At 34.5% G+C, this 12,760-nt stretch carries 13 protein-coding genes; 4 read left to right on the forward strand and 9 right to left on the reverse strand.

Features of this window, described 5'->3' with window-relative positions:
- Nucleotides 1–36 precede the first annotated feature (36 nt).
- A complete protein-coding gene (locus AC07SW_RS10995; protein ID WP_034570627.1) occupies nucleotides 37–894 on the reverse strand; it encodes a methyltransferase domain-containing protein in 858 nt (285 codons plus the stop codon).
- A gap of 229 nt (nucleotides 895–1,123) precedes the next feature.
- Here AC07SW_RS10995 and AC07SW_RS11000 point away from each other — a divergent pair, with 229 nt between their 5' ends.
- Together AC07SW_RS11000 and AC07SW_RS11005 are read left to right on the forward strand one after the other, a co-directional pair.
- Nucleotides 1,124–2,077 (forward strand): LacI family DNA-binding transcriptional regulator, encoded by a 954-nt coding sequence (locus tag AC07SW_RS11000; protein ID WP_494632874.1) that lies wholly within the window; start codon nucleotides 1,124–1,126, stop codon nucleotides 2,075–2,077.
- A gap of 86 nt (nucleotides 2,078–2,163) precedes the next feature.
- A complete protein-coding gene (locus tag AC07SW_RS11005) occupies nucleotides 2,164–2,634 on the forward strand; it encodes a Dps family protein (protein ID WP_034570632.1) in 471 nt (156 codons plus the stop codon).
- Between the two features lie 35 nt (nucleotides 2,635–2,669).
- On the opposite strand, the gene AC07SW_RS11010 is transcribed toward AC07SW_RS11005, so the two are convergent.
- Nucleotides 2,670–4,094 (reverse strand): cryptochrome/photolyase family protein, encoded by a 1,425-nt coding sequence (locus tag AC07SW_RS11010; RefSeq protein WP_135023335.1) that lies wholly within the window; start codon nucleotides 4,092–4,094, stop codon nucleotides 2,670–2,672.
- 155 nt (nucleotides 4,095–4,249) lie between these two features.
- On the opposite strand from AC07SW_RS11010, the gene AC07SW_RS11015 reads away from it, so the two are divergent.
- On the forward strand, nucleotides 4,250–4,822 hold the full coding sequence (locus AC07SW_RS11015) for a DUF1836 domain-containing protein (RefSeq protein ID WP_135023337.1): 573 nt from the start codon (nucleotides 4,250–4,252) through the stop codon (nucleotides 4,820–4,822).
- Nucleotides 4,819–5,676, forward strand: a complete 858-nt coding sequence (locus AC07SW_RS11020; protein WP_034570640.1) for a DegV family protein — start codon at nucleotides 4,819–4,821, stop codon at nucleotides 5,674–5,676. Before AC07SW_RS11015 ends, AC07SW_RS11020 begins: the two co-directional genes overlap by 4 nt.
- A 39-nt stretch (nucleotides 5,677–5,715) precedes the next feature.
- On the opposite strand, the gene helD is transcribed toward AC07SW_RS11020, so the two are convergent.
- The 7 genes from helD to AC07SW_RS11055 all read right to left on the reverse strand — a co-directional run bounded on the left by helD (nucleotide 5,716) and on the right by AC07SW_RS11055 (nucleotide 12,741).
- Nucleotides 5,716–8,010, reverse strand: coding sequence for an RNA polymerase recycling motor HelD (helD, locus tag AC07SW_RS11025; RefSeq protein ID WP_494632876.1), 2,295 nt, complete (start codon nucleotides 8,008–8,010; stop codon nucleotides 5,716–5,718).
- A gap of 124 nt (nucleotides 8,011–8,134) precedes the next feature.
- The gene (locus AC07SW_RS11030; protein WP_135023341.1) at nucleotides 8,135–8,548 is read right to left on the reverse strand and encodes an acyl-CoA thioesterase; all 414 of its coding nucleotides are present in this window, start codon (nucleotides 8,546–8,548) and stop codon (nucleotides 8,135–8,137) included.
- A 2-nt stretch (nucleotides 8,549–8,550) separates the two neighbouring features.
- Nucleotides 8,551–9,255 (reverse strand): YjjG family noncanonical pyrimidine nucleotidase, encoded by a 705-nt coding sequence (locus AC07SW_RS11035; RefSeq protein WP_034570648.1) that lies wholly within the window; start codon nucleotides 9,253–9,255, stop codon nucleotides 8,551–8,553.
- 20 nt (nucleotides 9,256–9,275) lie between these two features.
- Nucleotides 9,276–9,758, reverse strand: a complete 483-nt coding sequence (locus tag AC07SW_RS11040) for a nucleoside deaminase (RefSeq protein ID WP_119907809.1) — start codon at nucleotides 9,756–9,758, stop codon at nucleotides 9,276–9,278.
- Nucleotides 9,759–9,892: 134 nt separating this feature from the next.
- Nucleotides 9,893–11,245: an Nramp family divalent metal transporter gene (locus AC07SW_RS11045; protein ID WP_135023345.1), complete on the reverse strand. Its 1,353-nt coding sequence runs from the start codon at nucleotides 11,243–11,245 to the stop codon at nucleotides 9,893–9,895.
- Nucleotides 11,246–11,395: 150 nt separating this feature from the next.
- Complete coding sequence (locus AC07SW_RS11050; protein WP_167736715.1) at nucleotides 11,396–11,557, reverse strand: hypothetical protein; 162 nt, start codon at nucleotides 11,555–11,557, stop codon at nucleotides 11,396–11,398.
- Between the two features lie 20 nt (nucleotides 11,558–11,577).
- Nucleotides 11,578–12,741: a hypothetical protein gene (locus tag AC07SW_RS11055; protein WP_494632879.1), complete on the reverse strand. Its 1,164-nt coding sequence runs from the start codon at nucleotides 12,739–12,741 to the stop codon at nucleotides 11,578–11,580.
- Between the last annotated feature and the right edge of the window lie 19 nt (nucleotides 12,742–12,760).

Below are 12,760 nucleotides of genomic sequence, written 5' to 3' on the forward strand. Positions count from 1 at the left end.
CATTTTTGTTAAAAAAAGTTCACAATTCATTCACATTTAACTAATTTGCTTTTTTCCAACTAAAATACAGACATCTACGGTAATCATTTTCAGAGGATTTAATAACGCATACTTTGTCGCTTCCTCGCTTGCGCCCCAGCCTAATGGCGTCATCTCCATTAATGCTTGAAACTGCTCTTCATTCAGCGGGAACTCATAGCTACAACGATGTTGTTCCATTTCCGGGAAATGTTCTTGAAATTTTTCAATCACTAAATCATTTTGATACGTTTGTTTTTCTTTTTGATCTTGATAAAATAAATGACGAAGTTCAATTAAATAATTTTTTTCAGGGACTACTTTTATAACCGTTCCATTATCTTTTAAAATCCGTTTAAATTCTTGATAATTTGAAGGTGAAAAAATATTTAGAAGCGTATCATATTGATTAGTAGCAAACGGTGATTTTGCTAAATCTGCTACACACCAAAAAGCACTTGTAAAATGACTACTGGCTAATTGAATCGCATCCTTTGAAATATCAAATCCAATTTTAGTTCCTTTTAGCCCTTTTTCAGTTAAATAATCTAATTGTGAACCTTCTCCACAACCAACATCAATGGTCGTCCCTTGATAATTTGGCCCCATTAAATCAAAAATAACATCCAAAATTGGATTGAATAAACCATCTTGTGCAATTTTAAAGCGAGAAGTTAACATTTCTTTATCATATTCATTCTTTGCTTGATGTGCTAAAAAGAAAACAGTTCCTTTTTTTGATACATCGAAATGATGGTTTTGTTCACAACACAAACTATGCCCTTTTATTTCTATAAATTGAGCATGACAAACGGGACACTGAAATAATTGCATATAATCCGTTAAAAATTGAATTCCCTGATCGATTTTTTTCACTAGTAAGCCTTCTTTCTATTCTCGATACATAAATCCCCCTTTGAATGGTCTTCATGTACAACTTATCTTTACTATCCGTCACTATCCATCTATTTTCAATATTATGTAACACAAAATAGCTTCTTACGACGATTTATTATACCATAATTTTTACAATAAAAAGGAGCAAGTTACTCTAAATAAGGTATAATCATAAAAAAGAGCTTTTTTTACCGAAAGGAATGATTCCATGACATCCATTAGAGATATCGCAAGATTGTCTGGCTATTCTGTCAGTATGGTGTCTCGTGTTTTGAACCATCACCCTTATGTGAATGAGGAAAAACGAGCATCTATTCAAAAAATCATTGATGACTTAGATTATACTTCGAATCAAAATGCTGTCAATCTCAGTATTGGAAAAACAAAATTAATTGGTGTTATTTCCCCTTATACAAACCACGCTTGCTTTGATAAAATTATTAAAGGTGTTCTTTCAGAAGCTTTTAAATTAAATTATAATATTTTACTGCTTCCAACTAATTACGACCCTCAAAAAGAGAAAAAACATATGGAACTTTTAAAACAAAAACGAATTGATGGACTAATTATTACTTCAAGAGCCAATTCTTGGGAAACTATCAAAACATACACTACTTATGGCCCTGTTACTGTCTGCGAAGAAACAAATCATCCTGAAGTATCCGCAGCATTTAGCAATCGAAAAGCTTCATATGAAGCCGTGTTTAGTTACTTAAAACAGCTTGGACATTCTAAAGTAGCCTTCACCTCTGTTCGAGAAAAATCAATCAGTAACAGTACCCAACAGTTAGTCAATGCCTACCAAACTATTTTTCAAATGTCAGCAGAGTCACATTACCTGATAAATTGTTACACCTATGAAGATGGTCTCAGAGTTGGTAAAATTTTACTTGAGAAAAAAGATCGCCCAACTGCAATTTATGCAAATGGAGATGAGGTAGCTGCAGGAATTTACTCAATTGCCGTGAAAAAAGGTATAAAAATACCAGATGATTTGCTACTAGTCGGTGAAGAAGTTCTTCCAATCGGAAAAGCACTTCACTTTCCATCAATGAATCATCAATTAGAAGACCTTGGTAAAGTTGCATTGCAACTAGTATTAAATCCTACTATAAAAAAGCAACTCATTCCTCATTTTTTAAAATTGCCGGATGAAACATGATCAAAGTAGCTTTTATTTTACTTTTTTCGCAATTAGCGATACCATTAGATTGTAAGAAGTTTAACAAACAAGAGGAGGAATAAATAATGAACAGTCTTTATCCAAAAACTCAAACAAATTTAAATCAATTGGTAGCTGACATTAGCCAACTCACTTTAATCGTGCATCAAACACATTGGTACATGCGTGGAAAAACTTTTTTTACTATGCATCCTAAAATGGACGAATTGATGGCTGATTTAGACGATCAGTTAGATCAAATTGCAGAACGCTTAATTGCTATTGGTGGTGAACCCTTATCTACTTTTGGTGAGTTCTTAGAAACAACAAAATTAGAAGAAAAAAAAGGAAAATTCGGTATCCCAATGGAAAACTTAATTCAACATTTAGTTGAAGATTACCGTTATTTAAAAGATGTCTTCCAAGAGGGCATTGACATAAGTGGCAAAGAAGATGACTATTCCACTCAAGATATGCTTATTGGCATGAAAACAGATATTGAAAAAACAATCTGGATGTTACAAGCTTTTCTAGATAAGTCTCCTTTAGCAGAATAAACCAAAAAGCTACGATATAAAATCGTAGCTTTTTTTTACTGTCCTTTAAATAAACTTAAAATTTCACTTCGCATTTTTTGATGATCCACAATAGGTTCAGGATAATCAGTTCCAATGATGCACCCTACTTGCTTTTGAATGTCAAGGGGCATTTTTTGAGGTTCATGTAAATAGGCGATTGGCACATTCGCTAATTCTGGTACATAAAAACGAATAAAGGTTCCATCAGAATCAAATTTTTTTCCTTGTAAGGTAGGATTAAAAATTCTGAAATATGGAACAGCGTCCGTTCCAGTTGACGCTGCCCACTGCCAACCACCAATATTGCTAGCTGAATCATAATCGACTAATTGCTGGCTAAAATAGGCTTCTCCCAAACGCCAATCGGTTAATAAATCTTTTGTTAAAAAGGAGGCGACAATCATTCGTAATCGATTGTGCATCCAACCGGTTTGATTTAATTGACGCATTCCAGCATCTACGATTGGAAAGCCAGTCTTTCCTTCTTTCCAAGCAATTAACATCCCTTGATTTTGATTCCAATGAAGACCACGATACTGTTCTTTAATTTCCAGCGTTTGTTGCTCTGGATTTTCAGCATAAATCATATTATAAAAATCACGCCAACAGAGTTCCTTGAGATAAGTATCTCTGCTATTTTCGTCCTCATCGCTTTCACTTAAACGATGATATACCTCTCGTATGGACATCTCTCCTGTTCTTAGGAAACGAGATATCCGACTCGTACCTTTAATAGCTGGATAATCACGATCTACTTCATATGACGCCACTTTTTTGTCAATAAAACGACTTAAATACCCTCTGGCACGCTGTAGTCCAACTTCGCCTTTCAATTCTGTAGGTATTTCTGCTAACAATTCAGACACATATTTTTGTTCCTCTTTAAATAACTGTCTAAAATCAGCTCCCTTTACACCAAAATCAGCAAATTCTTCTTTTTGAAAAATAGGCTTTCTAAGTTTTTTCCAGCGATTGTAATACGGTGTAAATACTTTAAACGCTTCTCCATTATCTTTTTTTATCTCTGTTACTCCATGTAAATGGCTGTCTTGAAAATGATTTGCTTGAATTTTATAGCCCGAAAAAAAGGTCAGCATCGCTTCATCTCTTTTTTTTCCATATCCTCGTTCATCACGATTAAAATAGATTTTAGTCAATTCTGGAATTGCTTTTTTTAATGTTTCAAATGCTTTTTCAGGTTCCCCCACAATAAAGTGAATGGGCAATCCTGCTTTTTCTGCTTCTTGACTAAACTCTTCAACTGCTGCAAAAAAGGCTTGATGGTTAAGAGTTCCTTTTTTTAATTGAAGTGGGTTGATGTTAAAAATACCAATAACGGATTCGTTGACATTTCGTTCTTTCATCAACGCAATCAACGCTGTATTATCTACCAAACGCAAATCTTTTCTAAACCACATTCCTGTAATCGTTCTGCTCATTCATTAACCTCCTTGATTGCTTGTCTTCTTCCATTATCAATAAAGTTGTTTCAGATATCAAGAAAAAACACTTTTTTAATCTAGTTTCGATAATTACATTGCGTAATTAAACCAATTATGTTAAATTGTATTTACATTCATTAAAGAAGGTGCCTATGTTGAAAAATACAAATGAAGAATTAGCCCTTTGGGGACAAACCATTGAAGAATTTCAATTGCCTCGATGGAATTTATTACCTGATATCGAACTTTATATGGATCAAGTCTTAACCTTGATTGAGAAATACCTGTCACCGTTAATCGTGCAACCGAATCAAAAAATCATTACAGCTGCCATGATTAATAATTATGTGAAGCTAGGGCTAATTCCAGCTCCTATCAAAAAGAAATACAATCGAAAACATCTCGCATTTTTAATTGCGATTACCATTTTAAAGCAAGTCTTTACTATTCAAGAAATTAAGGATGGGATTCTGTTTCAAGCATCTGTCAGTGGCATTAATGCCTCATTTAATCTCTTTTGTGATGAACAGGAACAAGCCTTAAAAGTCGTCGCTCGTCAAGCAACTGGTGAAAAGAGTATCGCGATTTTTGATCACCCCATTTCGGCAGATTTTATCGCCTTAAAAACAGCGACCCTTGCCTTTGCTAGTCAGTTATTAGCCAAAAAGGCAATCTCACTTGGAAAAAATCAATTACGAACACATCCTGAGGAGGAATTAGAATGAACCAAGAAAAAATTGCGTTATTAGTCGATTCATGTACCGATGTACCAGAAGAATTTATTGAAAAGTATGGAATGTTTGTGATTCCTTTAAATATTATATACAAAGATCGGGTTTACACTGATAAAGTTGATATTACTGCGGAAGAGGTATACCAAAACTTGAAAAATGAAGTACCAACTACTTCGTTACCTGATGGTCAAGTGATTACAGATATCTTTGAATCAATCAAAAAAGACGGGTATCAAAAGGTAATCGTGGTAACTATTTCAAGTGGGCTAAGCGGAACAAATAATCTTGTGCGCTTAATTGCAGAAGATTTTACTGACTTAGATGTTTTTGTTTTAGACACTAAAAATATCGGCATCGGAAGTGGCATTCAGGCAGTTGAAGCTGCAAAACTAATAGAAGAAGGCCTCTCTTTTTCAGCTATCAAAGAACAATTAACGCTTAACGTCTCTAAAACAAAAGTCTTCTTTTCAGTTGCAACATTGGAATATTTAAAAAAAGGTGGTAGAATCGGGTTAGTTTCTTCTATTTTAGGAAATGCGCTTAATCTAAGACCCATTATTTCCTGTAATGAACAAGGTGTTTACTACACTGTTTCAAAAGCTAGAGGACGTAAAAAGAGTTTAGAAAATGCGATTCAATTAGTTAAAGAATACATTGGCGATCACCAAAAATTCAGACTAGCTGTTGTTAATGGTGACGCAGTTCCTGAAGCAAGTATAATCAAAGCACACTTGCAACATCTTTTCCCAAATAGCCTTGCAATGTTTGAAGGACCTGTTAGTCCAGCTTTAGGGGTTCATACAGGACCTGGCTTAATTGGCATCTGCGTCCAGCTATTAGATTAAAAAAAAAAGCGATAGAATCTAAGATTCTATCGCTTATTTTTATTTTTTTAGATACAGATCAGGTGACACATTATCAAACAAGAAAGAAGCATCTCCAAAGCTATTTACAATCAAACGATGCATGGCTCTAGAACAAATAGTGTACATCAAGGTGCGTTCCTCTTCCAACGAATAATTTTTAGCTGAGGCATTTGCAACAATCACAGTATCAAATTCAAGACCTTTAGCTAGATAGGATGGAATAATCAAGATTCCTTCTACTAATTGTTGATTTTCAAAACTGATTAGATTTACGGAAAGGACATCTTTTAATTGGTTATAAAGATAGTCACACTCTTTTTTTGTTTTGCCAATAATTGCTGTTAGCTGTGACTCAGTTTCATATTTTTTTGCTTGCGTCAAAATATTATTTAACCAACTGCGATTTGAATGCGTTATAACTAATTCAGGTATCTCTCCCAATCGGTCGAAGGGCTCTATTAATGAATCGTCCATTAAAATACCTTTAGTAAAATTTGTGATTTCTTTCGTTGAACGGTATGTTTTCGTCAACTGGATGGCTTTGACTTTTGTTTCGTCAAACATTGGTTTGATTTCTTCCAGCAATGTATTTTTTGCCAGTTTATTTTTGAAAATAGCTTGGTTTAAATCTCCAAGCATGGTAAAGCGACCATTTGGAAACAAAGATTTTAAATAGGCGATTTGTAACACGGAGTAATCTTGAATTTCATCAATAAAGATGTATTTGATTTTTCTTAAAGGCTCTTTACCGATAATCGCATCTCTTAAATACAAGTAAGGAACTACGTCTTCCATCAATAAAACACGTTGATTTAAATCTAGGATTACTCGTTTTTGCTCCGTTATCCATTGCTCATGTGTAATAGAATATTTTTCTAATGAGACTAATTTAGGAAGAACCTTTAAAAAATTTGCATACTGAGCCTTGTAGTGGAAAAAATTAAACTGGGCAATCATACGTCTTACTTTTTTTAATTGACGATTTACAATTTTAGTTCCAATAAACAACACTTCTTCTTGGTAATTTTTAAACTTCTGATGAGTGGGAATCATTCGTTGATATTCTTCTTCATTCAACAATTGAATTTGAGCTTCTACCCAGCTTCGTTTAGCTTCTACTTTAGCAATTTCATCTAATCGATCGTTTAATTTTTGAGTTGTATAAAGCAATCGTTGAGGCAATGTATAGTGTTCTGGAAAAGAATAAAACAATGTCTTAATTTTTTCCTTACTCATTAGTACCTTGTTACGAAAGACAATATCTTTAAAAATCATTCCTTGAGTTTCTAATAATTGAGCATAGCGTTCTAATGCTTTAAAAAAAATAGGCTCTTCTTTAAACGCTATAATATTTTTACGCTTTTGGTTTTTTTCATTTTCAAATTGCTCGAATAAATCTTTAATTTCCATGTTTTTAATTCGTGAAGAGGCAAAATCTAAAAAGGTAGTGTGTTGAATATTCGCTTCACCTAATTCAGGTAACACATTGGAAATATAATGATTGAATAACTTATTAGGTGAAAAAATCATCATTTGGTTTGAATCAACTTCATTTCTAAATTGATACAATAGATAGGCAATTCGTTGTAAAATCGCAGAGGTTTTCCCACTTCCTGCTGCTCCTTGAACAAATAACAGATGACTTTTGGTGTCGCGAATAATTTTATTTTGTTCTTTTTGAATTGTTGATACAATGGATTTCATTTGAGCATTTGATTGATCTCCTAAGATATCTTGCAACATCTCATCGCCAATCGTTTCACTTGAATCAAACATCGTTTGAATTTGAGCTTTTTTAATTAGAAATTGTCGTTTTAAAGAAACATCTACTAACTGTTCACCAACAGGTGTTTGATAGGCTACTTCCCCTATACTGCCGTCATAGTACACGCTCGAAATAGGCGCACGCCAATCGTAAACCAAAAAATGATCCTCATCATCAATAAATGAAGAGGTTCCAATATAAATCGATTCTATTTCGCCTTCTTTTTCTTTTAAATCAATCCGAGCAAAATAAGGCGAATCTTTTAATTGCTGGAATGAGCTTAATTGTTTTTCGACATGTTTATAGTTTTGCTCTCGTTCTCGTAGCAATTGTTCTTGCTGTCTAATACTGATTTCAGTCTCAATCACATCGTCAGAACTACTTAAATTGACTGTTACGTCATTCCAAAAATTAGTTCGAATTTCTTTGGCTTCTTCTCTAACATGATCAATTGAAACATCAAGTATAGCCTCACGTTTTTTGATTTCCTTGACGGTATAATCTACTCGATTTTGTTCATATTGTAATTCATTTTCATTGTTTCCCATAATAGACCTCCACAATTGAATAGTTGTCAGTATACCACTTGGTTATTGAATTTGCTAGTTATTTTAACCCAAAAGTACAAAGAAGAAAGATTTTTTAGTCACTAAAAAATCTTTCTTCTTATGTTTATATGATTTCATTTAACAGCTGATAAAGTTCTGGAAATTGACGTTGAATGGAAATGATTTTTCCAGCTTCATTTAAAAAACAATGGGAACTTTCTCCAGTAGCATGCACCACTTGATCTTGTGTTCCTACAACTTGATAAGAAAAAGTCAATTTTGCCTTCGAGCATTCTCGAACAACTACTTGAATCGCTATTTCTTCATTGAAACGAGTCATTGCCTTGTACTGACAGTTTACATTTAAAACGGGACTTCCTAACTTTTCACGTTCTAAAAAATCACTTCCATAGCCGATTTGCTCAAGTAAATCAAATCGTGCCTCTTCGAACCAGCGAATGTAATTTGAATGGTGGATAATACCCATTTGATCGGTTTCATAAAAAAATGTTTTTCTTGTATAGGGTTTTAATTTCATCGTTACCCCTCATTTCTGCCATTTGCTAAAATTTCATAAAGCTCTTCTAATTTTTTGATTTCATAAGTAGGATTACAGCCCGTTGTATTTGGCAAAGAATACGGATTAAACCAGCAAGTGTCAAGTCCTGCCAGTTCACCACCTTTAATGTCAGAGCTTAACGAATCCCCAATAATGATGCTTCTTTCAACAGAAAAATCAGGAATTCGCTTAAATACATAGTCAAAATACTCCGGCATCGGCTTTTGAAAACCAGTTGCCTCTGATACAAAGATATCTTTAAAGAAGGGATGCAAACCTGCATCTTTTAAGCGCTTATCTTGAGTCGTAGAGACACCATTTGTTACAATATATAACTCATAGTCATCTTTTAAATTTGTAATCAATTCAAATGCTCCAGCAACTAATTGATGCCCCTCTTCTAAAAATTTTCGATAATGCTTTTCCATTAATGGGCCATCTACCTCTTTCCCATAGTCTTTAAACAGCAATGAAAAACGACTATTTACAAGCTCATCACGACTCATTTCACCTGCTTCAAAAGAGCGCCACATGCCTTGATTCATCTGTTTATAATGTGCTTCAATTTCCTTTGTTAATTGAAAACCTTGTTCTTCAAAAAGTAAGCGCAACGCTAAATCCTCTGCTGCACCAAAATCAAGTAAGGTATCATCTACATCAAATAATAATGTTTGATAGGCTGTCATTTTCTTATCCCCCTAAAAATTTAGTTCCAATAGCCTTCATGAACGGCTGCTGCTGCTTTTTCGACTGCTGGAAAGGGTCCAAGAACCTGAATGTCCTTTTGTCCATGAGCTAAAATAGTACTACTTGGCAAATCAAAAGTTGGATTTTGTTCATCGTCACCTGTCAATTCCAATAAACGCTTTTCAGTCATGCCAAACACAATTCGACCAATATTGCCCCAATAAATCGTTCCCGTACACATCGCACAGGGCTCGGCTGTTGTATAAAGTGTGCAATCCCATAAAAATTCTTTAGAGTACTTCTGTGAAGCACGAGCTGCTAAAGTGGTTTCCGCATGACCCGTACAAATATTTTCTGTAATTTCAATATTCTCTTGTTCCAAAAGTATGGTACCCTCTTTATCAATTAATAACGCACCAAAGGGTGTATTGCCATGTTCCCTTGCCAATTTTGAAAGTTCAACGCAACGCATTAAGTACTCTTCATGTGTTTGAAATCCCATTTTATTCTTCCTCCTAAGTCAAAATCATTTCTTCTATTTTACCTTATTTACGAATCAAATACTTCTTTTTAACGCTATTTTTTTAATAAAAGTATCAAAAAAAGCCAACTTCAAAAGTTGACTCTTTCTTTTTATTAGCCTAAATCTTGACCAGTCATTAAAATATAGCCTACTAAGAAAATATTTAACGCAATAATCAAAACCGTTGCAAACCAAGCAATCACTTTGACCCACATTGGATTAACAAAACTGCCCATTTTCTTTTTATCACTGGTAAACAACACTAAAGGTACGACTGCAAAAGGCAGTTGCAAGCTCAAGATTACTTGACTCCACAACAGCAATTCACCTGTTCCTTTTGCTCCCATTAACCATGTCACAATAAAGACCGGTACAACAGCAATAAGACGAGTAATCACACGTCTTACCCAAGGCTCTACACGCATATGAATAAAGCCTTCCATCACGATTTGACCGCTCAATGTTCCTGTAATCGTTGAGTTTTGACCCGAAGCAAGCAATGCTATCGCAAATAAAGTACTCGCTGCTGCGACGCCAAACGTTGGACTTAATAATTGATACGCATCTTGAATTTCATTAATCGTATTTGTTGTTCCATGGAAAGCTGCTGCTCCTAATATTAAAATCAACGAATTAATAATGAAGGCACCTGTTAAAGATAAAAAGGAATCAATTTTAGCAAATTTAACCGCTTCTTTTCTACCAACTAAGTTACGTTCATACTGTCTTGTTTGGATAATTGAAGAGTGGAGATACAAATTATGCGGCATAACAGTCGCACCTAAAATCCCTAGCGCAATAAATAACATTTTAGGATTGGTTACAATTTGTGTACTTGGAACATACCCTTTTAATAATTCTGCCATTTCAGGTTTTGACAAAATCACTTCAAATAAAAATACAACAAAGATTGTTATCATCAATATAACGACAATCGATTCAATAATACGAAATCCTTTTTTTTGTAGCAACAATAAAACCAGTACATCTAACGTCGTAATGGCGACACCTACAATTAATGGCAAACCAAATAATAAATTTAAGGCAATGGCTGAACCAATAACCTCCGCAATATCTGTTGCAATAATGGCTAACTCCGTTAAAATCCATAAAGGAATGGCTACTTTTTTTCCAACAGAATTTCGCGTTGCTTGTGCTAAATCCATATCGGTGGCAATCCCTAAACGAGCGGACATTTCTTGTAACAGCATGGCAATTAAATTAGAAATTAAAATTACACTCAAAAGAGTATAACCAAATTGCGCACCCCCAGCAATGGATGTCGCCCAATTTCCTGGATCAACATAGCCGACAGCAACAAGAGCTCCTGGGCCCATAAATGCAAATAGCTTTCTGAAAAAACCTGCATTTTTAGGGATTTTAATCGTACTATTTACTTCTTCTAAACTAACATTATGTGATTTTCGAATCCAACCACTGGATTCATGTTTCTCTCCATTAGACATATTTAATCCTCCTGTCCCCTCATGTTTTCTTAATTCTAGTTTAGTATGAACCTATTTTATTTATTTGTCAATTTATTTTTTCGGTATACCTAAATTAATAAAAAAATAAAAAAACTGATCTCGTAAAAGACCAGCTTTTCCCTATTTAAATCAACGGTATACAATGGCGTAATAAATAACATACACCCAACCAAACACACCATGAATCATCGCCCATAAAATAGATTGCCACTTCACATAGGAGATGACAATAGCTAAGGCTGTTCCAAATGAAACGCCCGTCTTAACTGTCGCTCTAACACCATTCTTCATTTTCTAGTCACTTCCATTTCTTATTGAATCCAGCCTGCTAAAATACTAGTAATAAAAACCGACGTAATCGTTACTGTTGAAAAACCCGCAATGATCATTTTCGGTAAAATTTGAGCTTCAATTGCAAGCCTCTCTTCTTCCGTTTCCGCAATACTTTTCGCTGCCTCTTGACTCAAAATCATTGTTCCAGGAAAACCATAAAGTGACGTTAACCCTACCGCAATTGACATTAATAAACTATACCCTAACAACTTTCCAGTGACGATTGCAAATAAAATACTGCCACTTACCCCAACTAAGAAGGATAATGAAATCGGTACAATCAAGTCAATTAAATCCTGAGGTTCAATCGTTGCTAATGGACCAAAAATAATGATTAAAATGGCTAACATCATCAACCCATATGCATCAATTCCAGTTAAAATATTAGGCTTTAAAATTCCAAAGGCACGCAACGTAACTCCCAATAATAAGACCACAATAAAGGTATTGAGTAACCCTCCAGTGAGATTGTTAACCAAAGTGGAAATCAAGACAATAACGCCTACTACAAACAATGTACCCGCAGTCGTTTGAAAAGCTTCAGGTAATTTGCTTTTTTGCTCGTTCTCCTTTGCTTCTACCTTTACCGTTTTTAAGGTTCCGGCCCGATACTCCCCTTGCAATCTTTTTGCTTCTTTTCTTAAAATAATGGATGTCAACGGAAACCCAATTAATCCTTGCAAAGCAGAAATTAAAACCGGTAAAACTGCTACAGACAACAAGCCTAATGCTAAAGCAGCTTCTTGAACAATAATAATTGAAATCGTTCCACCACTAACTGCACCGATTGCTGCAATTGCATAGTTGCGACTTTCAAATAAAGCGCCCACTAGTAACAAGGCAACTGCAATTCCAATAATTGCCGAAACACCAACTACCACTGTCTTCCATTGCTGTTTCAATTCTTCAATACTAATCATCGTTCCAATATGGACGATGATAAATCCGACTACCGTTGTTCCTAAAGCTAGTAAAGAAGAGTTTGGCAAAATATCTTTGGGTAGAAGATTAGATTTAAATCCAATCAGAAAAATAATAGATGCTACCAGTAAAGAAGAGAGCAACGACTTCGTTTTCTTTGAAACAAAATCACTAATGGTCCAAATAAGCATTACAATCGTAAAAGCCAACACTGCATTCATAACAAATCACTCCTTTTTT

The sequence above is a fragment of the Carnobacterium sp. GW821-FHT04C06 genome (assembly GCF_059420345.1).